This is a genomic window from Streptomyces sp. NPDC054842 (assembly GCF_053611025.1).
This window is the reverse complement of sequence record NZ_JBSGZN010000066.1, coordinates 12575-38954: the sequence shown is the minus strand read 5'-3', so window position 1 is coordinate 38954 and position 26380 is coordinate 12575. Positions and strand designations below refer to the sequence as shown.

The 26380-nt window shown below is 71.9% G+C and carries 22 protein-coding genes and 1 pseudogene; 11 read left to right on the top strand and 12 right to left on the bottom strand.

Features of this window, described 5'->3' with window-relative positions; genetic code table 11:
* Window positions 1-304: 304 nt before the first annotated feature.
* Window positions 305-547 carry a hypothetical protein gene (locus ACWGIS_RS33465; RefSeq protein ID WP_453366263.1) on the bottom strand — a complete coding sequence of 81 codons (243 nt, stop codon included), beginning with the start codon at window positions 545-547 and terminating at the stop codon, window positions 305-307.
* Window positions 548-980: 433 nt separating this feature from the next.
* Between ACWGIS_RS33465 and rlmN the strand changes: the two genes are divergently transcribed.
* The 4 genes from rlmN (at window position 981) to ACWGIS_RS33445 (ending at window position 6172) form a co-directional block, all read left to right on the top strand.
* Window positions 981-2087: a 23S rRNA (adenine(2503)-C(2))-methyltransferase RlmN gene (rlmN, locus tag ACWGIS_RS33460; RefSeq protein ID WP_121406228.1), complete on the top strand. Its 1107-nt coding sequence runs from the start codon at window positions 981-983 to the stop codon at window positions 2085-2087.
* A gap of 271 nt (window positions 2088-2358) precedes the next feature.
* Window positions 2359-3444 carry a thiamine ABC transporter substrate-binding protein gene (locus tag ACWGIS_RS33455; protein ID WP_453366262.1) on the top strand — a complete coding sequence of 362 codons (1086 nt, stop codon included), beginning with the start codon at window positions 2359-2361 and terminating at the stop codon, window positions 3442-3444.
* Entirely contained in the window at window positions 3420-5111 is a 1692-nt protein-coding gene (locus ACWGIS_RS33450; RefSeq protein ID WP_453366261.1) for an ABC transporter permease, read from the top strand. Before ACWGIS_RS33455 ends, ACWGIS_RS33450 begins: the two co-directional genes overlap by 25 nt.
* Complete coding sequence (locus ACWGIS_RS33445) at window positions 5111-6172, top strand: ABC transporter ATP-binding protein (protein WP_453366260.1); 1062 nt, start codon at window positions 5111-5113, stop codon at window positions 6170-6172. Before ACWGIS_RS33450 ends, ACWGIS_RS33445 begins: the two co-directional genes overlap by 1 nt.
* A gap of 213 nt (window positions 6173-6385) precedes the next feature.
* Here ACWGIS_RS33445 and ACWGIS_RS33440 read toward each other — a convergent pair whose 3' ends face one another.
* The 7 genes from ACWGIS_RS33440 to ACWGIS_RS33410 form a co-directional block, all read right to left on the bottom strand.
* Window positions 6386-7072, bottom strand: coding sequence for an LAETG motif-containing sortase-dependent surface protein (locus tag ACWGIS_RS33440; protein ID WP_453366259.1), 687 nt, complete (start codon window positions 7070-7072; stop codon window positions 6386-6388).
* A 147-nt stretch (window positions 7073-7219) separates the two neighbouring features.
* Window positions 7220-8365 (bottom strand): LOG family protein, encoded by a 1146-nt coding sequence (locus ACWGIS_RS33435; protein ID WP_453366258.1) that lies wholly within the window; start codon window positions 8363-8365, stop codon window positions 7220-7222.
* 199 nt (window positions 8366-8564) lie between these two features.
* Window positions 8565-8972, bottom strand: coding sequence for a VOC family protein (locus tag ACWGIS_RS33430; protein ID WP_453366257.1), 408 nt, complete (start codon window positions 8970-8972; stop codon window positions 8565-8567).
* Between the two features lie 130 nt (window positions 8973-9102).
* A complete protein-coding gene (locus ACWGIS_RS33425) occupies window positions 9103-10473 on the bottom strand; it encodes a hypothetical protein (protein WP_453366256.1) in 1371 nt (456 codons plus the stop codon).
* Window positions 10455-11192, bottom strand: a complete 738-nt coding sequence (locus ACWGIS_RS33420; protein ID WP_453366255.1) for an ABC transporter ATP-binding protein — start codon at window positions 11190-11192, stop codon at window positions 10455-10457. The genes ACWGIS_RS33425 and ACWGIS_RS33420 overlap by 19 nt, the downstream gene beginning before the upstream one ends.
* A 190-nt stretch (window positions 11193-11382) precedes the next feature.
* The gene (locus tag ACWGIS_RS33415) at window positions 11383-12762 is read right to left on the bottom strand and encodes an aspartate aminotransferase family protein (RefSeq protein WP_356172006.1); all 1380 of its coding nucleotides are present in this window, start codon (window positions 12760-12762) and stop codon (window positions 11383-11385) included.
* Window positions 12747-13262 (bottom strand): Lrp/AsnC family transcriptional regulator, encoded by a 516-nt coding sequence (locus ACWGIS_RS33410; protein WP_355794328.1) that lies wholly within the window; start codon window positions 13260-13262, stop codon window positions 12747-12749. Before ACWGIS_RS33410 ends, ACWGIS_RS33415 begins: the two co-directional genes overlap by 16 nt.
* A gap of 163 nt (window positions 13263-13425) precedes the next feature.
* On the opposite strand from ACWGIS_RS33410, the gene ACWGIS_RS33405 reads away from it, so the two are divergent.
* Window positions 13426-14865 (top strand): gamma-aminobutyraldehyde dehydrogenase, encoded by a 1440-nt coding sequence (locus ACWGIS_RS33405; protein ID WP_453366254.1) that lies wholly within the window; start codon window positions 13426-13428, stop codon window positions 14863-14865.
* A gap of 252 nt (window positions 14866-15117) precedes the next feature.
* Here ACWGIS_RS33405 and ACWGIS_RS33400 read toward each other — a convergent pair.
* The 3 genes and pseudogenes from ACWGIS_RS33400 to ACWGIS_RS33390 form a co-directional block, all read right to left on the bottom strand.
* A pseudogene (locus ACWGIS_RS33400) lies at window positions 15118-16289 on the bottom strand (serine hydrolase domain-containing protein).
* Between the two features lie 304 nt (window positions 16290-16593).
* Window positions 16594-17274 carry a glycerophosphodiester phosphodiesterase gene (locus ACWGIS_RS33395; RefSeq protein WP_453366253.1) on the bottom strand — a complete coding sequence of 227 codons (681 nt, stop codon included), beginning with the start codon at window positions 17272-17274 and terminating at the stop codon, window positions 16594-16596.
* Between the two features lie 70 nt (window positions 17275-17344).
* Window positions 17345-18394 carry an adenosine deaminase gene (locus tag ACWGIS_RS33390; protein ID WP_453366252.1) on the bottom strand — a complete coding sequence of 350 codons (1050 nt, stop codon included), beginning with the start codon at window positions 18392-18394 and terminating at the stop codon, window positions 17345-17347.
* Window positions 18395-18549: 155 nt separating this feature from the next.
* Here ACWGIS_RS33390 and ACWGIS_RS33385 point away from each other — a divergent pair, with 155 nt between their 5' ends.
* Entirely contained in the window at window positions 18550-19563 is a 1014-nt protein-coding gene (locus ACWGIS_RS33385; protein ID WP_453366251.1) for a DUF4190 domain-containing protein, read from the top strand.
* A 290-nt stretch (window positions 19564-19853) separates the two neighbouring features.
* Here the strand turns inward: ACWGIS_RS33385 and ACWGIS_RS33380 are convergent, their stop codons facing one another.
* Complete coding sequence (locus ACWGIS_RS33380) at window positions 19854-20450, bottom strand: NADAR family protein (protein WP_453366250.1); 597 nt, start codon at window positions 20448-20450, stop codon at window positions 19854-19856.
* 207 nt (window positions 20451-20657) lie between these two features.
* Between ACWGIS_RS33380 and ACWGIS_RS33375 the strand changes: the two genes are divergently transcribed.
* From ACWGIS_RS33375 to ACWGIS_RS33355, 5 genes are read left to right on the top strand one after another with little or no spacing between them, the layout of a single operon-like run.
* Window positions 20658-22178 (top strand): gamma-aminobutyraldehyde dehydrogenase, encoded by a 1521-nt coding sequence (locus ACWGIS_RS33375; protein ID WP_453366249.1) that lies wholly within the window; start codon window positions 20658-20660, stop codon window positions 22176-22178.
* Between the two features lie 54 nt (window positions 22179-22232).
* Window positions 22233-23480, top strand: a complete 1248-nt coding sequence (locus tag ACWGIS_RS33370; protein WP_453366248.1) for an ABC transporter substrate-binding protein — start codon at window positions 22233-22235, stop codon at window positions 23478-23480.
* Between the two features lie 5 nt (window positions 23481-23485).
* Window positions 23486-24637 carry an ABC transporter ATP-binding protein gene (locus ACWGIS_RS33365; protein WP_453366264.1) on the top strand — a complete coding sequence of 384 codons (1152 nt, stop codon included), beginning with the start codon at window positions 23486-23488 and terminating at the stop codon, window positions 24635-24637.
* Window positions 24637-25566 (top strand): ABC transporter permease, encoded by a 930-nt coding sequence (locus tag ACWGIS_RS33360; protein WP_453366247.1) that lies wholly within the window; start codon window positions 24637-24639, stop codon window positions 25564-25566. Before ACWGIS_RS33365 ends, ACWGIS_RS33360 begins: the two co-directional genes overlap by 1 nt.
* Window positions 25567-26367, top strand: a complete 801-nt coding sequence (locus tag ACWGIS_RS33355) for an ABC transporter permease (protein ID WP_453366246.1) — start codon at window positions 25567-25569, stop codon at window positions 26365-26367. It begins immediately after the preceding gene.
* Window positions 26368-26380 lie beyond the last annotated feature (13 nt).

The window sequence follows — 26380 nt, the reverse complement described above, 5'->3', positions numbered from 1 at the left end:
GGCCACAGGACGGCGGGCCCCCTCTTCGTGTGTCCGGGGGAGGGGCCCCGCCTTGCCGAGCAGCAGCGCGGGTCCGGCCCCCAGGCGGCCCGCCTCGCCGCGCCTTGCCCCGGGTCCGGCTCCGGATGAGCCCGTCTCGCCGTGCCGTGACGCTGGTACGGCCCCGGTGGGCTGCCTCAGCACGCCGGGACGCGGGTCCGCCTCCGTCCGGCCGTACAACCGGCCATCAGGTGTTCGCGTACCGCCCGCGAGCTGTCGCGCCCGCCGGACGCGCGAGCTGTCGCGCCTGTGGCACCGGGAGTCGTCACCCCGGGCCGTACTCGTGTGGCCGGCCCCCCTGCCAGTCCACCCACCGCGGGTCGTCCAGCAGTTCCCCGGCGTCCGGCAGGCCCGCCCGGCGCAGGAACTCGACCAGGTCGGCGTCGCTGTGCGCGAGGCCGGCGACCCGGGCGCGGATGGTCACCCGGCGCCCTCGGACGCCCGTCGTCCGGTGCACGACGATGGGGGCCGCGCCCTCGCCCCCGGCCTGCGGCTGTGCGGGGCTCACCGCTCACCGCGGGGGCCGCGTGCCGGCAGGGTTCGTCCGGCGTCACGGTGACGCCGGCGCGCCCGGGGGAGTCGTGCGGCGGCGCGGTGTCGTGGGTCCAACGCGGTGCGGTCGGGGCCGTGCGGCTGCCGGGACGGTCCGGGACGGAAGTGGGGCAGGTGCTCGGGGGGCGACAGGGTTTCGTACACAAGTTCGATTCTAGGCCCAGATGTGTTCCTGGCGACAGCGCATCGCGGGAAACCGGTCCGGCCCGCAGCCGGCGGAGGGCTGCCCGGAGCCCGCGCCGGTGCGCCGACCAGCCGGAACGGCCGGGGCGGTGGGGCCTCGGCAGGCCGTCGCGGGACGGCCCCGTGGCGCTGGCGCGGCCCCGGGCGGCCACCGCGCACGGCTCGGCCCCAGGTCACACCAATCGATCTGCGACACTGGTAACGCCATGCCTAAGCCCGGAGAACTTACTTTCGTCGCCCCCCGCGGAGCCAAGAAGCCGCCGCGGCACCTCGCCGATCTCACGCCCGCCGAGCGCAAAGAGGCGGTTGCCGCGATCGGTGAGAAGCCGTTCCGCGCCAAGCAGCTCTCGCAGCACTACTTCGCGCGGTACGCGCACGACCCGGCGGAGTGGACGGACATCCCGGCCGCCTCGCGCGGCAAGCTCCAGGAGGCGCTGCTCCCCGAGCTGATGTCCGTCGTGCGGCACATCAGCTGCGACGACGACACCACCCGCAAGACCCTCTGGCGGCTCTTCGACGGCACGCTCGTCGAGTCCGTGCTGATGCGCTACCCCGACCGGGTCACCATGTGCATCAGCTCGCAGGCCGGCTGCGGGATGAACTGCCCGTTCTGCGCCACCGGACAGGCCGGCCTCGACCGGAACCTGTCGACCGGCGAGATCGTGCACCAGATCGTGGACGGGATGCGGGCGCTCAGGGACGGCGAGATCCCCGGCGGCCCGGCGCGGCTCAGCAACATCGTGTTCATGGGCATGGGCGAGCCGCTCGCCAACTACAAGCGGGTCGTCGGCTCCATCCGCGCCCTCACCGACCCCGAGCCCGACGGCCTCGGGCTCTCGCAGCGCGGCATCACCGTGTCGACGGTGGGCCTCGTGCCCGCCATCCACCGGTTCGCCGACGAGGGCTTCAAGTGCCGCCTCGCCATCTCCCTGCACGCGCCGGACGACGAGCTGCGCGACACCCTCGTCCCCGTCAACACGCGGTGGAAGGTGCGCGAGGTGCTGGACGCCGGCTGGGAGTACGCCGCCAAGTCGGGCCGCCGCCTCTCCATCGAGTACGCCCTCATCCGCGACATCAACGACCAGGCCTGGCGCGGTGACCGGCTCGGACGGCTGCTCCGGGGCAAGCCGGTCCACGTCAACCTGATCCCGCTGAACCCGACGCCCGGCTCCAAGTGGACGGCCTCGCGGCCCGAGGACGAGAAGGCGTTCGTCGAGGCCATCGCGGCCCACGGCGTGCCGGTCACCGTCCGGGACACCCGCGGCCAGGAGATCGACGGGGCCTGCGGGCAGCTGGCCGCCTCCGAGCGGTAGGAGGCGGGCCGCGCCCTCGCCCCGGCGACGGCGGTCGGGGCCCGCTCAGCGGCGGGCGGTAGTCTGACTCCCGTAGGTACATCTTCATATTCCGACAGGGGAGCGCCACAGCGCTGAGAGTGCGGCACTGGCCGCAGACCCTCTGAACCTTGCCCAGGTCATTCTGGGTAGGAAGTTCGGTCACCACTCAAGCTGTTGCGCCCTGCCCGGGAACTGTCAGAGGTTCCCGGGCAGGGCCGCGTCTCTTCCTGGTCCCTCCAGGAGGAATCCAGTGAGCACCACCACGAAGTTCACCGCCGCCATCGTGGCCGCCGGGCTCGGGCTCGTCACGCTGTCGGCGTGCGGCTCGTCCGACTCCGACGGCGACGCCGCCGGCGGCAAGACCGTCACCCTGGTCAGCCACGACTCCTTCATCGCCTCGAAGGGCGTGCTCAAGGAGTTCGAGAAGCAGTCCGGCTACCGGGTCAGGGTCCTCAAGGACGGCGACGCCGGGCAGGCCGTCAACAAGGCCATCCTCACCAAGGACAACCCGCAGGGCGACGTCTTCTTCGGCGTCGACAACACCCTGCTGTCCCGCGCGCTCGACAACGGCCTCTTCCAGCCGTACGAGGCCAAGGGGGCGGACCGGGTGCTCCCCGAGTACCGGGCCGACGAGGGCAAGCACCGGGTGACCCCCATCGACTCGGGCGACATCTGCGTCAACTACGACAAGGCCTGGTTCGCGGAGCACAAGCTGACCCCGCCGAAGACCTTCGACGACCTGGCCGAGCCGGCGTACAAGAACCTGCTCGTCACCGAGAACGCGTCGACGTCCTCGCCCGGCCTCGGCTTCCTGCTCGGCACGGCGGCCCGGTACGGCGACGAGGGCTGGCCGGACTACTGGAAGAAGCTCAAGGCCAACGGCGTGAAGGTCGTCGACGGCTGGGAGCAGGCCTACAACGAGGAGTTCTCCGGGTCCGCCGGCGGCAAGAAGGCCAAGGCCGACCGGCCGCTCGTCGTCTCCTACGCCTCCTCCCCGCCCGCCGAGGTGATCTACGCCGACCCGAAGCCGAAGACCGCCCCGACCGGCGTCGCGACCGGTACCTGCTTCCGGCAGGTCGAGTACGCGGGCCTGCTCAGCAACGCGAAGAACACCGAGGGCGGCAAGGCGCTCGTCGACTTCCTGGTCTCCAAGCGGTTCCAGGAGGACATGCCGCTGAACATGTTCGTCTACCCGGTGACCGAGGGCGCCGAGGTGCCCGCCGAGTTCACCGCGTTCGGCCCGCAGGCGAAGGACCCCGAGACCCTCGCCCCCGCCCGGATCGCCGACCACCGCGACCAGTGGGTCAAGTCGTGGACCTCCCTCGTACTGAAGTAGGGAAGGCCCCCGCGAAGGCGGCCACCGGGAGGCGCGGGAGCGCGGCGCGGCTCGGCCTGATGGCCCTGCCCGTCGCGTTCTTCGCGGTCTTCTTCGCCTACCCGGTCGCGGCGATCGTCGCCCGCGGAATGCACGTCGGCGGCGCCTGGCGCTTCGCCAGGATCGGTGACGTCCTCGGGCAGTCCGACGTCCGGCACGTCCTGTGGTTCACCACCTGGCAGGCGCTCGCCTCGACCGCGCTCACGCTCCTGGTCGCGCTTCCCGGCGCGTACGTCTTCGCGCGCCTCGAATTCCGGGGCAAGCAGGTGCTGCGCGCCGTGGTGACCGTCCCGTTCGTGCTGCCCACCGTCGTCGTCGGCACCGCCTTCCTCGCGCTGGTCGGCCGGGGCGGGCTGCTGGACGAGCTGTGGGGCGTACGCCTGGACACCACCGTCTGGGCGATCCTGCTCGCCCACGTCTTCTTCAACTACGCGGTCGTCGTACGGACGGTCGGCGGCCTCTGGTCGCAGCTCGACCCGCGCCAGGAGGAGGCGGCCCGGGTACTCGGCGCCTCCCGGTTCGCCGCCTGGCGCATGGTCACCCTCCCCGCGCTCGGCCCCGCGCTGGCCGCCGCGTCGCTCATGGTCTTCCTCTTCACCTTCACCTCCTTCGGCGTGGTGCAGATCCTCGGCGGTCCCACCTTCTCCACGCTGGAGGTGGAGATCTACCGGCAGACCTCCGAGATCTTCGACCTGTCGACCGCGGCGGTGCTCACCCTCGTGCAGTTCGCGGCGGTCGGCGCGATCCTCGCCGTGCACGCCGCGACCGTACGGCGGCGGGAGACCGCGCTGCGGCTCGTGGACGCCTCCCGGACCGCGCGCAGGCCGCGGGGCGTCGGCCAGTGGGCGCTGCTCGCCGGGGTCCTGGCGACCGTCGCCGTGCTGCTCGTCCTGCCCCTGGCCGTGCTCGTCCAGCGGTCGCTGGACACCCCGGGCGGCCACGGCCTCGCGTACTACCGGGCGCTCACGTCGGCGGACGGCGGCATGTTCCTGGCGGCGCCGATCGAGGCGATCGGCAACTCGGTCCGGTACGCGCTCGCGGCCACCGCGATCGCCGTGCTGATCGGCGGTCTGGCGGCCGCCGCCCTCACCCGGCGCGCGGGACGGCTCGTCCGCGGGTTCGACGCGCTGCTGATGCTGCCGCTCGGGGTCTCCGCGGTGACGGTCGGCTTCGGGTTCCTGATCGCCCTGGACGAGCCGCCGCTGGACCTGCGGTCCTCGTGGATCCTGGTGCCGCTCGCCCAGGCGCTGGTCGGCGTGCCCTTCGTCGTCCGCACCATGCTGCCGGTGCTGCGGGCGGTGGACGAGCGGCTCCGGGAGGCGGCCGCCGTGCTGGGGGCGTCGCCGTGGCGGGTGTGGCGCGAGGTCGACCTGCCGATGGTGCGGCGGGCCCTGCTGGTCGCGGCCGGCTTCGCGTTCGCCGTGTCCCTGGGCGAGTTCGGCGCGACGGTCTTCATCGCGCGGCCCGACAACCCGACGCTGCCGGTCACCGTGGCGCGGCTCCTCGGCCGCCCGGGTGACCTCAACTACGGCCAGGCCATGGCCCTTTCGACCATCCTGATGGCGGTGTGCGCGGTCGCGCTGCTGCTGCTGGAGCGCATCCGCACCGACCGGACGGGGGAGTTCTGATGAGCCGGCTCACCAAGGGGGCCGACGCCCTGCTGAGGCTGGAGGGGGCGACCGTGCGCTTCGGCGGGCGGCCCGTGCTCGACGCCGTCGGGCTCGATGTCGCCGAGCACGAGATCGTGTGCGTGCTGGGGCCGAGCGGCAGCGGCAAGTCGACCCTGCTGCGGGCCGTGGCCGGGCTACAGGCGCTCGACGCCGGGCAGGTGTTGCTCGACGGGCGGGACCAGTCGGGGGTGCCCGCGCACAAGCGGGGCGTCGGCCTGATGTTCCAGGACCACCAGCTGTTCCCGCAGCGCGACGTCGGCGGCAACGTCGCCTTCGGGCTGCGGATGCACGGTGCGTCGAAAGGCGAACAGGCCTCGCGCGTAAGGGAGTTGCTGGAGCTCGTCGGGCTGCCCGGGGCCGCCTCCCGTGCCGTCGCCTCGCTCTCCGGGGGCGAGCAGCAGCGGGTGGCGCTGGCCCGCGCCCTCGCGCCCCGGCCCCGGCTGCTGATGCTGGACGAACCGCTCGGGCAGCTCGACCGCTCGCTGCGGGAGCGGCTCGTCGTGGAACTGCGGGAACTGTTCGGCGAGTTGGGGACGACCGTGCTCGCCGTGACGCACGACCAGGGTGAGGCGTTCGCCCTCGCCGACCGGGTCGTGGTGATGCGCGACGGGCGGATCGCCCAGTCCGGTACGCCCCTCGACGTCTGGCAGCGCCCGGCGGACGCGTTCGTGGCCCGCTTCCTCGGCTTCGACAACGTGGTCGAGGCGACGGTGACCGGAACGGCCGCCGACACCCCCTGGGGGAAGGTCCCCGTCCCGGACGGCGCACCCCAGGGACCGCGCACGCTGCTCGTCCGGCCCGCCGGAGTACGGCTGGTGGCACCGGCGGACGGGCTGCGCTGCACCGTGGCCGCACGCACCTTCCGCGGCACCCATGTCGCCGTACGCCTGCAACCGTGCGAGGCCCCGCCGCTCGAAGCGGCCTGCGCCCTACGGGACGCGCCCGGCCTCGGGGACGAGGTCGGCGTGCAGTTCGAGGCGGCGGAAATCGTCGTGCTAGGGGACGGGCCGGCTGCGTAGGGTGCGGGTCATGACATTCGGCCCAGCGCAGGGCCCCGCCGGTGTGACGGCTGCCGCTGGACGACGGCCGGGTGGAGGTGCTGGGGGACCGGGAGCTGCTGGAGTTCTGGCTGGAGCGGGCGTCGTTCGACTGACGGTCCCGGACCCTCGGAACGGCGGGTGGCCCGCCCCCCGGTAGGGAAGCGGGCCACACGGTCGTGCGGTGCGGAGGCGTCAGCCGGTCTTCGAGGTGTTGCGGCGGCGCATGCCGAAGTAGACGGCGGCGCCGCCCACGACGACGAACGCGCCGGCGACACCGGCGATCACACCGGTGTTGGAGTCGGCGCCGGTCTCGGCGAGGTTCGACTCACCGGCCGCGGCGGAGGGCGCGTTGTCGACGGGGGCAGCGGGTGCCGTGCTGTCCGACTCCGAGGGCGTCGCCGCCGGGGTGGTCGACGAGGACGGGGTCTCGGACGGCTTCGGGGTCTCCGAGGGCTTCGGGGTGTCGGTCTCGCAGGCCGCCTCGGCCGGCGCGGTCAGGTTCGGCGAGATGTCCTCGTCGACGATCTTCCCGTCCTTCCCGGCGGTGACGTGGACGCGGTACTCGGACTTGGGGGTCCAGGCCTCGGAGAAGGTGATGGTGACACCCTCGCGGGTGCCCTTGACCGTCTGCTTGCCGACGAGCCGCTCGTCCGCGCCGTTCGACTCCAGGTAGACGGAGACCTCGGCTTCGACACCGGAGGCGTCGGTGTCGGTGACGGTGATGATGCCCTTCCCGTCGCCGTCGCAGACGGCGGCGGCCGAGAAGTCACGGATGTTGCAGGCAAGTGCGTTGCCCGCGACGCCGAGCGCGAGCGCGGCAGTGGCGGAGGCAACACCGAGGATGCGCACGGAACGTGCGGTACGGCGGGATATGGACACGATCGCCCTTCACAAAATGTGCAACTGCGGGGGGTTGTAGGGGTCCTGACGTGAGAACAGCACCCCCAGGAGTCTCACAGGTCTATAAGCGGGCCCCCGCCACTGTCAACGCATATGCCCCGCGCGGGCGTCGGCTTTACGTTGTCATTAACCGCCGAGACGTTTGAGCGCCTCCGGAGCGTCCTCGATGCGGTCCACGAGCGCGATCCGGGACTCCATCCGGCGTTCGCGCGCGAGGGACTTGAGGAGCGGCCACGTCGGGTGCTTCTCCGTCCAGTGCGACTCGTCCACGAGCACCATGGGCGTGGGCTCGCCGCGCGACTCGTAGTAGTTCGGCGTCGCGTTGTCGAAGATCTCCTGCACCGTGCCGGCGGCGCCCGGCAGGAAGACGACCCCGGCGTTGCAGCGCGCCAGGAGTCCGTCCTCCCGGGTGGCGTTGGCGAAGTACTTGGCGATGTGCGTGGCGAAGGCGTTCGGCGGCTCGTGGCCGTAGAACCAGGTCGGGATGCCGACCGAGGGGCCGCCCGCCGGGTGCCGCTCCAGCACGTCGAAGGCGGCGCGCGCCCAGTCGGTCACCGACGGCACGAACGACGGTACGGGCGCGAGGAGTCGCAGTGCCTCCGCGAGCGTCCCGTCGTCGAGGGGGGCGGCGTACGCGCCGAGGTTGGCGGCCTCCATCGCGCCGGGTCCGCCACCGGTGGCGACGGTGAGACCGGCCCGCGCGAGGGAGCGGCCGAGCCGCGCGGCCCCCTCGTACTCCGCCGTGCCGCGCGCCATGGCGTGGCCGCCCATGACGCCCACCACCCGCGCCCCGACGAGGAGTTCGTCCAGCGCGTCCGAGACGGAGTCGTCGTGGATCGCCCGCAGCATCGACGCGTAGACGTCCCCGTCGGCCTTGGTCCGCTGGAACCAGGCGTACGCGCGGGCGTCCGGCGTCGCCTCGTACCCCGCGTCGAGCGCGTCGAAGAGTTCGGCGGGGGAGTAGAGGAGCCCGCGGTACGGGTCGAAGGGCAGACCGGGCACCGGCGGGAAGACCAGCGCGCCGGTGAGCCGGGTCCGTGCGGCCGCTTCCGGGTCCATCGGGCAGCCGAGGAACACGGCGCCCGCGCAGTCCACGGACAGCAGGACGTCCGTACGCTCCGTCAGGTCGACGGCCTGGACACGGAATCCGGCGAGGGAACCGCGGGCCGCCACGACCTCGTCGAACTCGGCCAGGGACTCGATCTCGCGGTCGTGGGAGGCGGCGGGGGCCTCGGCCCGCGCGGAGGACGGGCGTTCGGGTATCGGCTGCACCCGGCCATGGTAGGGGCTGCCGTCCGGGTCGCCCCGGGGCCGCGGTGCCGGGCCGGACACCCCGTGCCGTTCTCTCCCCCCCCCGGCTGCGTACGTACGCGGGTCGTGCCCGGCGGGGCGGCGACCGGCCCGGGACCGGGTGCGCGGACCCCCGTGCCGCGCGCCCGGTTTCGGGCCGGTCGTCCCGCGAGCCGTGGGCTCAGCCCTGGACGGCCGCCGGGTCCATCCACATGACCTCCCAGGTGTGGCCGTCCGGGTCGTCGAAGGCGCGGCCGTACATCATGCCGTGGTCCTGGGTCTCGCCGGTGGCGGAGCCGCCCGCGGCGATGGCCTTCTCGACCAGCTCGTCGACCTTCTCGCGGCTCTCCGCGCTCAGACACAGCAGCACCTCGCTGGTCTTCGCCGAGTCGGCGATCTCCTTCTTCGTGAAGTCGGAGTACCGCTGCCGGCTCAGCAGCATGGCGACGATCGTTTCGCTGATCACCACGCAGGCGCAGTCGTCGGTCGAGAACTGGGGGTTGATCGTGTAGCCGAGTTCCGTGAAGAACTTCTTCGAGGCGTCCACGTCGTTCGTGGCCAGGTTCACGAAGATCATCTGCTGGTACATGGGGGCCTCTCCCGTCGGTGTCGTGCCGTTCGCAGGGTTAGACCGGGGAGCCCTGGAGAACTCATCGTCCGGCCCGCACCTTTTTCCGCGCCGGTTCCGTACGGCTCCGTCCGGCGGGCGCCCGCCGCCGTCAGCGGACCAGCGGCAGTGCGGCGAGCTGGGCAACCGCCCAGGTCAGCGGCCCGAACACGGCGAGCAGCGCGCCGATGCGCAGGGCCGCCGCACCGCGCAGCATCGTGACGGGGGCGCCGAGACGCAGCAGGGCGGCCGTGGTGTCGGCGCGCGCCTGCCTGGCCTCGACGGCCGCCGTGAGCACCGTCAACAGGGTGCAACCGCCCACCAGCAGCGCGCCCAGGGTGCTCAGCGGACCGAAGTCGGGGCGCTCGCCCGCGTACAGGGTCGCCATGGCGTACGCGCCGGAGGCCACCGCGCACAGCACGCCGAGCGGCTGCCCGATGCGCCGGGCCTCCGTCTGCAGCACGCGTCCGGCGAGCAGCCGCAGCGCGCCCGGCCGCACGGCCTGGAGCAGGCGCCCGCAGAGGTAGGTGATCGCCGGCCCGGCCAGCGCCAGGCCGACCGCGGTGAGCGCCCAGCCGGCGAGGACACCGGCCGGTCCGCCGGCGAAGCCGCCGGGCAGCGCGAGCCCGGGCGTCGCGTCCGAGCGGCTCGCGTACGTCTCCACGGCGAGGCCCGCCGCGAGGACGGCCGCGCCCCAGGGGAGGCCCCCGGGAGCGGTCTGCGCCGGGACGAGCCGCCGCGGGTCCAGCACCTGGACGGGCTGCTCGGGGGCGTCCACCGCGACGGCGTACGTGTCGGGGGCCGGCGGGGCCGGGGCGACCATGGTGTCGGCGTCGGCCAGGGTCCCGACGATCACCGGGATGCCGGGTTCGCCGGGGGCGGCCTGGGTGCCGACGGCGTGGCGTCCGGTACGGCCTCCGGCGGGCCGCCCGGCGCCTGTGCCGGGGTGCCGCCGGCCGCCCGCCGCGCCCTGCCCGCGCGGGCGCAGGACCAGCGCGCTGGCCGCCGAGGCGGCCGCCGGCACCAGGGCCAGCAGCGTCAGGGCGGCCGGCAGCGGCAGCGGCCGGTCCGCCGCGAGGAAGTCCGCCGCCGCCCCGTCGAACGGCATGCCGGTCAGGTCACCGCGCAGGTGCAGGAACAGCAGCAGCGCCAGCATCGAGCCGAGGGTGGTCGACAGGGCGGTGGTGGTGGCGGAGATCGCCATCAGGCGGCCGGGGCCGAGGCCGATCGCCGAGAGGCCGGGGCGCGGCCGGGTGCCGGGGTCGGTGCGGGCGACCGCGACCGCGAAGTACACCGTGGCGGCCAGCGGGGCGACGCACCAGGCCAGGCGGAGCACGGAGGCGGTGGACGCGTCCGGGTGCGTCATCGCGTACCCGAGCGTGCACAGCAGCAGGAAGCCGGTGCCGGCCGAGGCCGCGGCGACCAGGAGGCGGCGGAGCTGGACCAGGGGCTGCCCCCCGCGGGCTAGACGGAGAGCGAGCACGCGGCCCGGCCTTCGGTCTCGGCGACGGGAGGGAGGTGGACGGTGTTGACGCGCCGGCCGTCGAGCAGCGACACGGTCCGGTCGGCGAGGGCCGCGGTGTCCGCGTCGTGCGTGGCGAGGACGACGGTGATGCCGTGCGAGCGGGCCGCGGTGGTGAGCGTGCGCAGCACGTGGGCGCGGTCGGCCCGGTGCAGGGGGGCCGTCGGCTCGTCGGCGAAGAGCACGGTGGGGGCGGCGGCCAGGGCGCGGGCGATGACCACGCGCTGGCGTTCGGCCTGGAGGAGGGCGTGCGGCCGCTTGCGCGCGCACTCGCCGATGTCGAGGCGCTCCAGCCATTCCAGGGCGGCGGTCTTGGCGGAGCGGCGCCGGGTGCCGCGCAGCATGAGGGGGAGCGCGGCGTTCTCCCAGGCGTTCAGCTCGGGCACGAGGACCGGCGCCGGGTCGATCCAGCCGAAGCGGTCGCGGCGCAGCCGTTCGCGGGTGAGCGGGCCCATGGTGTGGACGGGGGTGCTGTTGAACCAGACCTCGCCCCGCTGGGGCAGCAGCTGTCCCGACAGGCACCGCAGGAGGGTGGTCTTGCCCGCGCCGCGCGGGCCGCTGACGGCGAGGATCTCGCCCTCCCGGACGCCGAGCGAGACGCCGCTGAGCGCGGGCGAGCCGTTGTGCTTGACGTGCAGGGCGCGTGCCCAGAGCACGTCGTTGTCCGGCGGGGCCACCATCGCGTACACCTCGTTCAGATCAGTTGTTGCCGGTCGCGTCCCCCGTCCGGGGGAACGAAGGCAGGGCCGATCGGTCACTGGGCACGCTAGGTATTCGCCGGCGGCGGGGCGGACAGCACGCGGCCCCGGGGCGCCCATTCTCACTCGAACGGGCGCCTTCGGGGCCGGTGTTGATCATCCAGGAGGAAGATCAGAGCTTCGTCCACGCCTCCGTCAGGACCTGGCGGATGATCCCCTCGATCTCGTCGAAGGTCGACTGGTCGGAGATCAGCGGCGGCGACAGCTGGATGACCGGGTCACCGCGGTCGTCGGCGCGGCAGTAGAGGCCGTACTCGAAGAGCTTCTTGGAGACGAAGCCGTAGAGCACGCGCTCCGACTCCTCGTCCGTGAAGGTCTCCTTGGTGGCCTTGTCCTTCACCAGCTCGATGCCGTAGAAGAAGCCGTTGCCGCGGACGTCGCCGACGATCGGCAGGTCGTGCAGCTTCTGCAGGGTGGTGAGGAAGGCGTTCTCGTTGTCCAGCACGTGCTGGTTGAGGCCCTCGCGCTCGAACAGGTCGAGGTTGGCGACGCCGACCGCGGCGGAGACCGGGTGGCCGCCGAAGGTGTAGCCGTGCAGGAAGGTGTTGTCGCCCTTGTAGAACGGCTCGGCGATGCGGTCCGAGACGATGCACGCGCCGATCGGGGAGTAGCCCGAGGTCATGCCCTTGGCGCAGGTGATCATGTCCGGTACGTAGCCGAACTTGTCGCAGGCGAACATCGTGCCGAGGCGGCCGAAGGCGCAGATGACCTCGTCCGACACCAGCAGGACGTCGTACTGGTCGCAGATCTCGCGCACGCGCTGGAAGTACCCGGGCGGCGGCGGGAAGCAGCCGCCCGCGTTCTGCACCGGCTCCAGGAAGACGGCGGCGACCGTCTCCGGGCCCTCGAACAGGATCTGCTGCTCGATCTGGTCGGCGGCCCAGCGGCCGAAGGCCTCGGGGTCGTCGCCGAACAGCGGGGCGCGGTAGATGTTGGTGTTCGGCACCTTGTGCGCGCCGGGGACCAGCGGCTCGAAGGGGGCCTTGAGCGCCGGCAGGCCGGTGATGGAGAGGGCGCCCTGCGGGGTGCCGTGGTAGGCGACGGCGCGCGAGATGACCTTGTACTTGGTCGGCTTGCCCTGCAGCTTGAAGTACTGCTTGGCGAGCTTCCAGGCGGTCTCGACGGCCTCGCCGCCGCCGGTGGTGAAGAAGACCTTGTTCAGGTCGCCCGGGGCGTAGTCGGCCAGGCGCTCGGCCAGCTCGACGGCCTTCGGGTGGGCGTAGGACCACACGGGGAAGAAGGCCAGCTCCTGCGCCTGCTTGAACGCCGTCTCCGCGAGCTCGGTGCGTCCGTGGCCCGCCTGGACCACGAACAGGCCCGAGAGGCCGTCGAGGTAGCGCTTGCCCTTGTCGTCGTAGATGTAGGTGCCCTCGCCACGCACGATGGTGGGAACGGGCGCGTTCTCGTACGAGGACATGCGGGTGAAGTGCATCCACAGGTGGTCGTACGCGGTTCGGCTGAGGTCCTTGCTCACGGCTATCGGGTTCCCCACATGTAGGTCTGCTTCTTGAGCTTCAGATAGACGAAGCTCTCGGTGGAGCGCACGCCGGGCAGCGCCCGGATGCGTTTGTTGATGACGTCCAGCAGGTGGTCGTCGTCCTCGCAGACGATCTCCGCGAGGATGTCGAACGAGCCCGCGGTCATCACCACGTACTCGACTTCCGACATGGCCGTCAGCGCGTCCGCCACCGGGTCGAGGTCGCCCTCGACGTTGACGCCGACCATCGCCTGCCTGCGGAAGCCCACGGTGAGCGGGTCCGTGACGGCGACGATCTGCATCACGCCCTGGTCGAGCAGCTTCTGGACGCGCTGGCGCACGGCCGCCTCGGAGAGGCCGACGGCCTTGCCGATGGCGGCGTACGGACGGCGGCCGTCCTGCTGGAGCTGCTCGATGATGGCGAGGGAGACGGCATCCAGCTGGGGAGTGCCGTTCCTGGACTCCCGAGAGTCCCTGGGGTCTGCGCTTCGACTGGCCACGCGCCCACTCTGCACGACGTCTCGACAGTTCCGCAAGGCCGTAGCGATGAAATTCGTTGTTTACGAGGACGTGACTTGCGGATTTCGCAGATCTGAGGGGACCGGGGGTGTTGAAAACGTGGACAGACGGATTAGGGTGGGTGTCTCAGTGATTGGACACCCGACAGGAGGGCCGGCAGTGAGCACCGAGCTGCGTCGTCTGCGCAACTACATCGACGGAGAATTCCGGGACGCCGCCGACGGACGGACCACCGAGGTGGTCAACCCCGCGACCGGCGAGGCGTACGCGACCGCGCCGCTGTCCCGCGAGGCGGACGTCGACGCCGCGATGGCGGCCGCCGCCGCGGCCTTCCCGGCCTGGCGGGACCAGACCCCGGCCGAGCGGCAGAAGGCCCTCCTGAAGATCGCGGACGCGTTCGAGGAGCGGGCCGAGGAGCTGATCGCGGCCGAGGTGGAGAACACCGGCAAGCCGATCGGACTGACCCGGTCCGAGGAGATCCCGCCGATGGTGGACCAGATCCGCTTCTTCGCGGGTGCCGCCCGGATGCTGGAGGGACGCAGCGCCGGCGAGTACATGGAGGGCCTGACCTCGATCGTCCGCCGCGAGCCCGTCGGCGTCTGCGCGCAGGTCGCCCCGTGGAACTACCCGATGATGATGGCCGTCTGGAAGTTCGCCCCGGCGCTGGCCGCGGGCAACACGGTCGTCCTCAAGCCGTCCGACACCACGCCCGCCTCCACGGTCCTGATCGCCGACATCATCGGCTCGATCCTGCCCAAGGGCGTCTTCAACGTCATCTGCGGCGACCGCGACACCGGCCGCGCGATGGTCGAGCACCCGACCCCGGCGATGGCGTCCATCACCGGTTCCGTGCGCGCCGGCATGTCGGTCGCCGAGTCGGCGTCCAAGGACCTCAAGCGGGTCCACCTGGAGCTGGGCGGCAAGGCCCCGGTCGTCGTCTTCGAGGACACCGACATCGCCAAGGCCGTCGAGGACATCTCGGTGGCGGGCTTCTTCAACGCCGGGCAGGACTGCACGGCCGCCACGCGCGTGCTGGTCCAGGAGGGCATCCACGACGAGTTCGTGGCCGCGCTCGCCAAGGCCGCGGCCGACACCAAGACCGGGCAGCCGGACGACGAGGACGTGCTGTACGGCCCCCTCAACAACCCCAACCAGCTCAAGCAGGTCGCCGGGTTCATCGAGCGCCTGCCCGCCCACGCCAAGGTCGAGGCGGGCGGCCACCAGGTCGGCGAGAAGGGCTACTTCTACGCCCCGACCGTCGTCTCCGGCCTGAAGCAGGACGACGAGATCATCCAGAACGAGGTCTTCGGCCCGGTCATCACCGTCCAGTCCTTCTCGGACGAGGCGCAGGCGATCGAGTGGGCGAACGGCGTCGACTACGCCCTCGCCTCCTCCGTCTGGACCAAGGACCACGGCCGCGCGATGCGCCTGTCCAAGTCCCTCGACTTCGGCTGCGTGTGGATCAACACCCACATCCCGCTGGTCGCGGAGATGCCGCACGGCGGCTTTAAGAAGTCCGGCTACGGCAAGGACCTCTCCGGCTACGGCTTCGAGGACTACACGCGCATCAAGCACGTGATGACGTCGCTCGACGGCTAGTTGTCCCGCGCGCGGCCCCGGACGGTGCTCACCGTCGGGGGCCGCGCACGTGTGTCAGGACCTGCGGGCGTCCGGCTTGGGGGCGTCCGGCCCCACGGCCGTTCGGCGCCACGGGGTGTGCCGGAGGCCGGCACGCGGGCGCGGTCGCCGACCGTCGGCGACGTCACGTCCGCGCAACGCCCGGAGGCCGCAGGGCGGTTGGGAGGCGTCGCGGGGCGGTGGCGGACCGGCGATCACGAACGCCGGTTCCCCCTACGGTTTCAGGGCCGCGAGGACGATCCGCTCGGCCACCGGATTCATCCCCTCGCCCTTCGCCTCCGTGGAGTTGACCGAGTAGACCAGGGTGCGGGAGAGGTCGCGGGTGGCTCCCATCATGGTCGTGTAGCCGTAACGGGCACCCGACTTCAGCCACACGACCCTGCCCCGTCCTCGAAGCGCTGCAGCCCGGCGCTCATGTCGGCGCCCTCGATGCCCGCCGGGACGGTGAACATCTCCTCCAGCTGCGGCTCGGGCACCAGTTCGCCGCGGAACAGCTGGGTGACCAGGCGCTCCAGGTCGGCCGTCGTCGAGATCATGTCGCCCGCCGCCCAGCGGTCCGCCTGGTTCCATTCGGTGACGTCGACGAGCCGGGTCGTTCCGTCGGCCCCCTGGACCGCCTGGTAGCCGCGGTTGTGCGGTCCGTGGATCCGGGGGTCGTTGCCGGGGAGGTACGAGTGACGCATCCCGGCGGGCCGGAACACCCGCCGGGCGGCCTCGGACTCGTACGAGCGGCCCGTGACCTTCTCGATCAGCATGCCGAGGACCGTGTAGTTGATGTTCAGGTAGTGCTGCTGGTCACCGGGCCCGAACTCGGGGCCCTTCGCGACCGCCGAGGCCACCACCGCCTCCGGGGTCAGCGTGTCGAAGCGGTGCGCGTACACCTCCTCGAAGGAGTCCCCGAAACCGTCGCCGGGCTTGATGCCGCTGGTGTGGTTCAGCAGGTGCCGCACGGTGACGGGCTTCGTGAAGGAGGCGGGCAGCAGCCCGGGGAGGTAGTCCTCCAGCGGTGCGCCCAGGTCGATCCGGTGCTCCGCCGCGAGTTGCAGCACCATCGCCGCCGTCACCACCTTGGTCGTGGAACCGGCGCGGAAGAGCGCGTTCGGATCCGCGTCGCGGCCACTGCGCAGGTCGTGCACACCGGCGCTGCCGCGCCAGGCCCCGCCCGTGCCGCCGACCCGGACGAGCGCCGCCGTGGCGTCCGGCCCCGGGAGCCCGGCGAGCGCGGCGCGCAGGGCTTTCGCGTCCGGCCCGGCGGCCGGGGCGTGCGTCGCCGCCGGGGGAGCGGCGGGCGCGGCGAGGGCCGGGGCGGCGAGCGGGCCCGCCGTCGCCCCCAGGACGAGGACGGCGGCGACGGCGGTGAGGGTCCGGACGCTGAAGTGCGGCAAGGCTGCTCCCTGGGTGGATGACGACGGCCTCGGTCCAGGTCCGTCGAGATCATCTTGCGGCCGTGCGCAGCTGCCGGGATCGTCGGCTGGGAGGACGTGAGCCCTGACTCCGTCCGGGGGCAACTGACCTGTAGGACAGGGGTGTTGTCGGGGATCATCCCTAGGCGGCGGCCGAGGTCGGGAAGGAGGCGCGCGGTGAGCGAGGGCTGACCCGCGGGTGCCGGGAGCGGTGCGAACCCGCGGGTGTCGATGCGGCGCGAAGCCGTATCGACGGGGGTGGTGAGGGCGGACCGGGGACGAGGGGCTATCGCTTGCGGAGGGCCGTCAGGGTGTCGATGCGGTTCGTGGTGATCGAGTCGACGCCGAGGTCGAGCAGCCGCCGCATGGAGCGCCGGGTGTCCGGCGTCCACGCCGACAGCAGGTGGCCGCCGCGGTGCACCCGCGCCACCAGGTCCCGATCGACCAGCCCGAAGCGGTAGTTGAGCCACCGGGGCCGTACCGCGTCGAGGAGCGCGGGCCGCGGGGGCACCGACGTCGTCCAGGTCAGCGCGATCTCCGCCGCCGGATCGGCCGCGCGCACCGCGAGCATCGCCGGGGCGCCCGCGCAGTAGTACACCCGCTCCTCGGCCCCGCAGGCGCGGACGACGCCGACGATCTCGCGCACGGCCCTGTCGTTCGCGCCGGGCAGGTCGATCATCAGCCGGCCGTCCCCGGTCGCCGCCAGCGTGTCCACGAGCGTCGGCACCCCGCCGGCGGTCAGCCCGCGCACCTCGTCCGAGGAGAGCGAGAGCAGCGGACGGTCGTGCTCCCACAGGCGCTTGAGGGTCTCGTCGTGCAGCAGCACGGGAACACCGTCGCGGGTGAGCCGGACGTCGATCTCGACCGCGTCCGCGCCCCTTCGGAGCGCGGAACGCAGGGAGTCGAGGGTGTTCTCGCGGACGCGGTAGGGGTCGCCGCGATGGGCCACGGCAGTCACGGTGCGCATGCGCCCATTGTGCGGGCGGTGCGCCCCGCGACCGGTCACCGGGGTGCGGCGGCCGGGCGCCCGGCATACGTCAGGAGGCGAGCCACGCCGACGTGTACGCGTCGATCTCCTCGGTGAGCCGCCGCTTGCCCGCCGCGTCCAGGAAGGACGCCTCGACGGCGTTCTTCGCGAGCCCGGCGAGACCCCGCTCGTCCAGGTCGAGGAGCCGGGCGGCGACCGCGTACTCGTTGTTGAGGTCGGTGCCGAACATGGGCGGGTCGTCGGAGTTGACGGTGACGAGTACGCCCGCGGCGACCATGTCCTTGAGCGGGTGCTCGTCGAGCGTCCGGACCGCGCGGGTCGCGATGTTCGAGGTCGGGCAGACCTCCAGCGCGATGCGGTGCTCGGCGAGGTGCGCGAGCAGCTTCGGGTCCTGCGCGGAACTGGTGCCGTGGCCGATGCGCTCGGCGCGCAGGTCGGTCAGCGCGTCCCACACCGTCTGCGGGCCCGTCGTCTCCCCGGCGTGCGGCACCGAGTGCAGGCCGGCGGCGATCGCCCGGTCGAAGTACGGCTTGAACTGCGGCCGGGGTACGCCGATCTCCGGCCCGCCGAGCCCGAAGGAGACGAGCCCCTCGGGGCGTACCCGGTCGTCGGTGGCGAGCCGGGTGGTCTCCTCGGCCGCTTCGAGGCCCGCCTCGCCGGGGATGTCGAAGCACCAGCGCAGGACGACACCGAGCTCGGCCTCGGCGGCCTTGCGGGCGTCCTCGATCGCCTCCATGAAGCCGAGCTCGTCGATGCCGCGCCGGGTGGAGGAGAAGGGGGTGATGGTCAGCTCGGCGTACCGCACCTGCTGCCGGGCCATGTCCCGCGCGACCTCGTACGTGAGCAGCCGGACGTCCTCCGGGGTGCGGATGAGGTCGACGACGGACAGGTACACCTCGATGAAGTGGGCGAAGTCCGTGAAGGTGAAGTAGTCGGCGAGGGCCTCGGGGTCGGTGGGGACCTTCGAGTCGGGGTGGCGGGCGGCCAGCGTGGAGACGATCCGGGGGGAGGCGGAGCCGACGTGGTGCACGTGCAGTTCGGCCTTGGGCAGCCCCGCGATGAAGGCGTGCGGGTCGCGGACGTCGAGGTGGTCGGTCAAGGGTTCCTCCCCGGGAACGGCGTCCCGCACGTACGTGCCGGGGGGACGCGGGTGATCGGCTGATCGGTGACTCGGGGATCATCGTAGGCCGCCGTCCGCACGCCCATGGCGCGGGCCGTAGCATGACGGAACGTACAACTGAGGGGACCCCGCGCATGTCCGACGACGCCCGCACGCCGGAACCGCCGGACCACACCTGGCCGGCGGCCCCCGCCTCCCCGGAGAGCGGACCCGGCACCGGTCCGCAGGACGCGCCCCCCACCCGCAAGGTCCCCCTGGACAAGCAGCCCCCGGCCGCCGACCGGGACCCCTGGGCCGCTCCGGCGGACGCCGTGCCCCCGGGTGCCGTGCCCCCGAGCGGCGCCGGACAGGGCGGCACCCCGCCGCCCTCCGTCCACAACCAGCCCACCGTCACCTCGCTGCCGGCCATGGGCTCGGCGGTGCCGCCCGGCCCGGACACCTCGGCGCCCGGTGGGGGAGCGGCGACCCCTCAGCCCTGGGCCAACCCCTTCGCGCCACCGGCGTCCGGCGGGTCCGCCGATCCGTACGCCCCGCCCGCCGGGACCGTGCCGCAGGGGGGCGGCGCTCCGTACAACCCCTTCGCCCCGCCCGCCGGGACCATGCCGCAGGGGGCAGGCGCCCCGCAGAACCCCTTCGCCCCGCCCGTCGGACCGGCCTCCTACGGCGGGCCGGTCCCCGGTGAGCCCGTGCCGCCGCCGCCCGTGGCCCCCGGTGGCCCCGGTCAGCCGCTGTACGGCTATCCCCAGTACCCCGGTCCCGCGGCGCACGGCGGCCAGGGCGCCTACCCCGGCGGGCACCCCGGTTACGGCTGGGGCGTCCCGCGGCCGATGCCGAGCAACGGGATGGGCACCACCTCGCTGGTGCTCGGCATCATCGCGGCCGTGCTCTTCTGCATGTGGCCGGTGGCCATCCTGCTGGGCATCCTGGCGCTGGTCTTCGGCGTGATCGGCCGCGGCAGGGCGAGCCGGGGCGAGGCGACGAACCCGGGCCAGGCACTGGCGGGCATCATCTGCGGTGCGGTCGGACTCGTGCTCGCCATCGGCTTCGCCGTGCTGATCTTCACCCTGCCCGACGACAGCGACGACGACCCGTACTTCGGCAGCGACGACGGCTACTCGACGTCCCTGGTGGTGGAGCAGACGCGCTAGCGTCCGGTTCCCTCGGCGGGAACTGTCGAGGTCGCGCCTGACGGGGGTCGCCACAACGTGGGCCCGGCGCGTGCTCGCGCCCGGGCCTGGGCGATCCCCTGGGACGCCCTCGACGGGACGCCTCCCCAGGCCGGCGCCCCTGGCCCGCCCTCTACGGGCCGCGCTCCCCGGGACCCCCTCCCTGTGGCCACCTTCCCCCTCCCAGGGACGCCCTCCGGGGCCGCGTTCTCCGAGCCCTCCGGGCCGGCGTCCCCCGGGCCGCCCTCCACGGGGCACCCCGGACGTCCTCTCTAGGACAGGGACGTATCCGCGTCGCCGGGCGCCGGGACGCCGGCCGTTCTCAGCCGCTCCCGTGCCTCCATGAGCGCGAACCCCAGCAGGTTCGGGCCCCGCCAGCGCTCGGGGTCCCCCGCGCGCTCGTCGTCCGCGGCGAGCCCGATGCCCCAGATCCGGTCCACGGGACTGGCCTCGACCAGCACCCGGTCGCCCGTGTTCAGCAGGAAGTGCCGCAGGTCGGGGTGGGCGGCGAACTTGTGCGCGCTGCCCTCGGCCACGATCCGGAAGCGCTCCCGCTCCCAGATTGCGTCGTCGAAGCCGCGGACCAGCCGGCCCGCCTTCTTGGCCAGCGCGGGACTCGGCGCCCGCAGGGCCCGCCGCTCCGCCTCCTCGTCGCCGAAGAGGCGCGCCTTGCCCGCCATCATCCAGTGCTCGGCGGTCGCGTACTCGACGCCGGCCACGGTGAACGGCGACGGCCACCACTGGCTCAGGCAGCTCGCGCCGACCCGTCCGTCCGGCCGCGGCCGGTGCCCCCAGAAGTGCAGGTACTTGATCCTCGCCCCCGCGCGGACCTCCCTGACCAGGGCTTCCCAAGAATCGATCGTCCCCATGCACGCGAGTCTGGCACGCACCACTGACAGTCCGTCCTGCCTTTTCCGGGCTGACTCGACACCTGGTCGACAGATTCCGTCGCGTAACCAAAAGGCAACAACGGAATCACTTGTTGAGGTCACCTCTCTCTGTCAGGATCGGCACTCAAATCGAGCTGGAGCTACGCCAGCCCCCGTGGGACGGGGAGGGCGGCGGAGGAGAGCGACATGCACAATCCGGGCCATCGCTTCCAGGCGCAGGACCATTTCGCGGAGGGCGCGCAGTACATCGCGGGCCGGCTGGTCAAGGGCACCTCGGGCCGTACCCACGCGGTCGTCGACCCCGCCACCGGCGACGAGGTCTACACGTACGAGCTGGCGTCCCCCGCCGACGTGGACGCCGCCGTCGCCGCCGCCCGCGCGGCGTTCCCCGGCTGGTCCGGCGCGACCCCCGGCGAGCGCTCCGACGCGCTGCACCGCTTCGCCGCCGTCCTGACCGAGCGGGCCGAGGAGTTCGCCCAGGCGGAGTCCCTCCAGTGCGGCAAGCCGCTGAAGCTGACCCGCGAGTTCGACGTCCCGGGGACCATCGACAACACGGCGTTCTTCGCCGGCGCGGCCCGCCATCTGCAGGGCCAGTCCGCGGGCGAGTACTCCGGGGACCACACCTCCTACGTACGCCGTGAGCCGATCGGCGTCGTCGGCTCCATCGCGCCGTGGAACTACCCCCTCCAGATGGCCGCCTGGAAGATCCTCCCGGCGATCGCCGCGGGCAACACCGTCGTCCTCAAGCCCGCCGAGCTCACCCCGCTCACCTCCCTGCTCTTCGCGCAGGCGGCCACCGCGGCCGGCATCCCCGACGGCGTGGTCAACATCGTCACCGGCGCGGGCAGGGACGCGGGCGAGCACCTCGTCGGCCACCCGGACGTGGCCATGACCTCGTTCACCGGGTCCACCGGCGTCGGCAAGCGCGTCGCGGAGATCGCCACCGCCACCGTGAAGCGGCTGCACCTGGAGCTCGGCGGCAAAGCCCCGTTCGTGGTCTTCGACGACGCGGACCTGGAGGCCGCGGTGCACGGCGCCGTCGCCGGCGCCCTGATCAACACCGGCCAGGACTGCACGGCCGCCACGCGCGCGTACGTGCAGCGGCCCCTCTACGACGAGTTCGTCGCGAGGACCGGCGCCCTCATGGCGGGTGTCCGCGTCGGCGACCCGTTCGCCGCGGACACCGACCTCGGCCCGTTGATCTCGCACGCCCAGCGCGACCGCGTCGCCGGTTTCGTCGACCGGGCCCGCTCCTACGCGCGCGTGGTGACCGGCGGAGAGATCCCGGGGGACCTGAAGGACGGCGCGTACTATCGGCCCACCCTCGTCGCCGACGCCGCCCAGGACAGCGAGATCGTGCAGTCCGAGATCTTCGGCCCCGTCCTCGTCGTGCTCCCCTTCGACACCGACGACGAGGGCATCCGGCTCGCCAACGACACCCCGTACGGCCTCGCCGCCTCCGCCTGGAGCCGCGACGTCTACCGGGCCAACCGCGCCACCCGCGAGATCAAGGCCGGGTGCGTGTGGGTCAACGACCACATCCCGATCATCAGCGAGATGCCGCACGGCGGCTACAAGGCGTCCGGCTTCGGCAAGGACATGTCTGCCTACTCCTTCGAGGAGTACACGCAGATCAAGCACGTCATGTTCGACAACACCGCGGTCGCCAGGAAGGACTGGCACCGCACGATCTTCGGGGACCGATAGCCAGAACAGGCCGCTTGACCACGGCCGCTTCCCTCCCGAAAGGGCACCAGGAGCATGGAGCAGTACGAGCCCGACCGTCCGTCCCCGGCCCAACTGGCCGCCTTTCACCGCAGTCTGAGGAACGGCAGGGCATCACTCACCCGGCGTTCGCTGCTGCGCGCCTCCGCCGGCGGCGCGCTGGCCGTGGGCGGTGCCGGAGCGCTGAGCGGCTGCGGGATCCCCGCCGCGGGCAAGACCCAGGGCGGCGTCTCCGCGGAGGACCACTCGGCCAAGGAGAAGACGATCAACTTCTCCAACTGGACCGAGTACATGGACGTGGACGAGAGCGAGAAGCACCACCCGACGCTCGACGCGTTCACCCGCCGTACCGGCATCAAGGTCAAGTACACCGAGGACATCAACGACAACGTCGAGTTCTTCGGCAAGATCAAGCCGCAGCTCGCGGCGGGCCAGGACACCGGACGCGACATCATCGTCGTCACCGACTGGCTCGCGGCCCGGCTGATCCGCTTCGGCTGGGTCCAGAAGCTGGACCCCTCCCACCTGCCGCACGCCTACGCGAACATCTCCCAGCAGTTCCGCGCCCCCGACTGGGACCCCGGGCGCGCCTACTCCTACCCCTGGCAGGGCATCTCGACCGTCATCGCCTACAACAAGAAGGCGCTCGACGGCGAGAAGGTCGAGTCGATCTCCGACATGCTCGACAACCCAAAGCTCAAGGGGCGCGTCGGCTTCCTCTCCGAGATGCGCGACAGCATCGGCATGACGCTGCTCGACATGGGCAAGGACCCGGCGAAGTTCACCGACGACGACTACGACGCGGCGATCGCCCGGCTCCAGAAGGCCGTCGACAAGGGCCAGATCCGCCGCTTCACCGGCAACGACTACACGTCCGACCTCACCAAGGGCGACCTGGCGGCCTGTGTCGCCTGGGCGGGTGACGTGGTCCAGCTCAAGGCGGACAGCCCGGACGTCGACTTCATCATCCCGGACAGCGGCTACATCACGTCCACGGACAACATGCTCGTCCCCAACAAGGCACGTCACAAGACGAACGCCGAGCGGCTGATCGACTACTACTTCGAGCCGGAACCGGCCGCCGAACTCGCCGCGTACATCAACTACGTGTGCCCGGTCGACGGCGTGAAGGACGAGCTCGCGAAGATCGACGAGGACGCGGCGAACAACCCGCTGATCATTCCCGACAAGGCCATGGCCGCCAAGTCGCACGCCTTCCGCTCACTGAGCCAGAAGGAAGAGACGGCCTACGAAGAGAAGTTCGCGAAGCTCACAGGGGCGTGACGATGATGAAGAACGACAACAGCGGCGACGTCCGCCTCTCCGGCATCAGCAAGACCTACGGCGCGTTCACGGCCGTCCACCCGCTCGACCTGACCGTCCCCGAGGGCTCGTTCTTCGCGCTCCTCGGCGCCTCGGGCTGCGGCAAGACCACCACCCTGCGCATGATCGCCGGCCTGGAGGAGCCCACCTCGGGCACCGTCTCGCTCGGCGACCAGGACGTGACGAACCTGCCGCCCTACAAGCGGCCGGTGAACACCGTCTTCCAGTCCTACGCGCTCTTCCCGCACCTCGACATCTTCGAGAACGTCGCCTTCGGCCTGCGCCGGCGCGGCATCAAGTCGGTGAAGAAGCAGGTCGAGGACATGCTCGAACTGGTGCAGCTCGGCGAGCAGGCCCGCAAGAAACCGCACCAGCTCTCCGGTGGCCAGCAGCAGCGCGTCGCCGTGGCCCGCGCCCTCATCAACCACCCCAAGGTGCTGCTGCTCGACGAGCCGCTCGGCGCCCTCGACCTCAAGCTGCGCCGCCAGATGCAGCTGGAGCTCAAGCGGATCCAGACCGAGGTGGGCATCACCTTCGTGCACGTCACGCACGACCAGGAGGAGGCCATGACCATGGCCGACACCGTCGCCGTGATGAACGCGGGCCGCGTCGAGCAACTGGGCGCGCCCGCCGACCTGTACGAGAACCCGAACACCACCTTCGTCGCCAACTTCCTCGGCACCTCGAACTTCATCGAGGCCGAGGTCGACACCCGCAGCGGCGACGAGATCATCCTCAAGGCGGGCGGCGGCAAGCTCGTACTGCCCGCCGCGCGATGTTCGGCGCCCGCGACGGCCGGCGGCAGGGTCCTGGCCGGTGTCCGCCCCGAGAAGATCACGCTCACGCACGCCGACGACGCCGGCGAGATCCCGGCGGGCCGCAACCGGATCACCGGGACGATCGCCGACTCCAGTTTCATCGGCGTCTCCACGCAGTACGTCGTCGACAGCGCCGTCTGCGCCGGGTTCGAGGTCTACTCGCAGAACATCGACCGCGACTCCCGGCTCCGGCCCGGCGCCGACGTCGTCCTGCACTGGAACCCGGCGCACACCTTCGGCCTGGACGCGGCGCAGGACATCGACGCGGGCGTCGAGTCGGTCGAGGAAGAGGCTGCCTGATGTCGACCCTCACCGAGGCGCCACCGCCCCTCGCGCCGACCGCCCCCGAGAAGAAGCCGCCCCGCAGAAGGGGCCGCCTCACCCCGTACTGGCTGCTGCTGCCCGGCATCCTGTGGCTGGTCGTCTTCTTCGCGCTGCCGATGGTCTACCAGGCGTCCACGTCCGTGCAGACGGGCTCCCTGGAGGACGGCTACCGGGTCACCTGGCACTTCGCGACCTACTGGGACGCGCTGGCGGACTACTGGCCGCAGTTCCTGCGCTCGGTGCTGTACGCCGGTTCGGCGACGGTGCTGTGCCTGATCCTCGGCTACCCGCTCGCGTACCTCATCGCGTTCCGCGCGGGCCGCTGGCGCAACGTCGTGCTGATCCTGGTGATCGCGCCCTTCTTCACCAGTTTCCTGATCCGCACGCTCGCCTGGAAGACGATCCTGGCGGACGGCGGCCCGGTCGTCGGCGCGCTCAACTCGCTGCACGTCCTGGACGTCACGAGCTGGCTCGGCATGACCTCGGGCGACCGGGTCCTGGCCACCCCGCTCGCGGTGGTCTGCGGCCTCACGTACAACTTCCTGCCGTTCATGATCCTGCCGCTCTACACCTCGCTGGAGCGGATCGACGGACGGCTGCACGAGGCCGCCGGCGACCTGTACGCGAGGCCCGTCACGACCTTCCGCAAGGTGACCTTCCCGCTGTCGATGCCCGGCGTCGTCTCCGGCACCCTGCTGACGTTCATCCCCGCGAGCGGCGACTACGTGAACGCCGACCTGCTCGGCTCCACGGACACCCGCATGGTCGGCAACGTCATCCAGACGCAGTTCCTGCGGATCCTCGACTATCCGACGGCCGCGGCGCTCTCGTTCATCCTCATGGCCGCGATCCTCGTCATGGTCACGCTCTACATCCGCAAGTCCGGGACGGAGGATCTGGTCTAAATGGCCTTCGTACGCTGGCTCAAGCACCATCTCGTCGTCATCGCGGGTCTGGTGACCCTCGGATATCTGCTCCTGCCGAACGTCGTCGTCACGGTGTTCTCCTTCAACAAACCGAAGGGGCGCTTCAACTACGAATGGCAGGCGTTCTCCACGGACGCCTGGCGCGATCCGTGCGGGGTCGCCGACATGTGCGGCTCGCTCTCGCTCAGCCTCCAGATCGCGTTCTGGGCGACGCTCGGAGCCACCGCTCTCGGCACGATGATCGCCTTCGCGCTGGTCCGCTACCGCTTCCGGGCACGCGGCGCCGTGAACTCGCTGATCTTCCTGCCGATGGCGATGCCCGAGGTCGTGATGGCCGCCTCGCTGCTGACGCTGTTCCTCAACATGGGCGCCCAGCTGGGCTTCTGGACGATCCTGATCGCCCACATCATGTTCTGCCTCAGCTTCGTGGTCACCGCCGTCAAGGCACGCGTGATGTCGATGGACCCGCGTCTGGAGCAGGCGGCACAGGACCTCTACGCCGGTCCCGTGCAGACCTTCCTCCGGGTCACCCTGCCCATCGCGGCCCCCGGAATCGCCGCGGGCGCGCTGCTCGCCTTCGCGCTCTCCTTCGACGATTTCATCATCACCAATTTCAACGCGGGATCGACCGTCACCTTCCCCATGTTCGTCTGGGGATCGGCACAGCGCGGAACACCCGTTCAGATCAATGTCATCGGTACGGCCATGTTCATCGTCGCCGTACTGTTCGTCCTGGCCGGAATGGTGATCGGCAATCGCCGCAACCGGCAGAAGGCGTAAAGCGATAAACCCG

What these genes read in the sequence shown, in the direction of transcription:
- rlmN (WP_121406228.1), top strand. Translation starts at nt 981, where the DNA reads ATGCCTAAGCCCGGAGAACTTACTTTCGTCGCCCCCCGCGGAGCCAAG.
- ACWGIS_RS33445 (WP_453366260.1), top strand. Translation starts at nt 5,111, where the DNA reads ATGAGCCGGCTCACCAAGGGGGCCGACGCCCTGCTGAGGCTGGAGGGG.
- ACWGIS_RS33430 (WP_453366257.1), bottom strand. Translation starts at nt 8,972, where the DNA reads ATGTACCAGCAGATGATCTTCGTGAACCTGGCCACGAACGACGTGGAC.
- ACWGIS_RS33420 (WP_453366255.1), bottom strand. Translation starts at nt 11,192, where the DNA reads ATGGTGGCCCCGCCGGACAACGACGTGCTCTGGGCACGCGCCCTGCAC.
- ACWGIS_RS33395 (WP_453366253.1), bottom strand. Translation starts at nt 17,274, where the DNA reads ATGCGCACCGTGACTGCCGTGGCCCATCGCGGCGACCCCTACCGCGTC.
- ACWGIS_RS33385 (WP_453366251.1), top strand. Translation starts at nt 18,550, where the DNA reads ATGTCCGACGACGCCCGCACGCCGGAACCGCCGGACCACACCTGGCCG.
- ACWGIS_RS33380 (WP_453366250.1), bottom strand. Translation starts at nt 20,450, where the DNA reads ATGGGGACGATCGATTCTTGGGAAGCCCTGGTCAGGGAGGTCCGCGCG.
- ACWGIS_RS33375 (WP_453366249.1), top strand. Translation starts at nt 20,658, where the DNA reads ATGCACAATCCGGGCCATCGCTTCCAGGCGCAGGACCATTTCGCGGAG.
- ACWGIS_RS33370 (WP_453366248.1), top strand. Translation starts at nt 22,233, where the DNA reads ATGGAGCAGTACGAGCCCGACCGTCCGTCCCCGGCCCAACTGGCCGCC.
- ACWGIS_RS33365 (WP_453366264.1), top strand. Translation starts at nt 23,486, where the DNA reads ATGAAGAACGACAACAGCGGCGACGTCCGCCTCTCCGGCATCAGCAAG.
- ACWGIS_RS33360 (WP_453366247.1), top strand. Translation starts at nt 24,637, where the DNA reads ATGTCGACCCTCACCGAGGCGCCACCGCCCCTCGCGCCGACCGCCCCC.
- ACWGIS_RS33355 (WP_453366246.1), top strand. Translation starts at nt 25,567, where the DNA reads ATGGCCTTCGTACGCTGGCTCAAGCACCATCTCGTCGTCATCGCGGGT.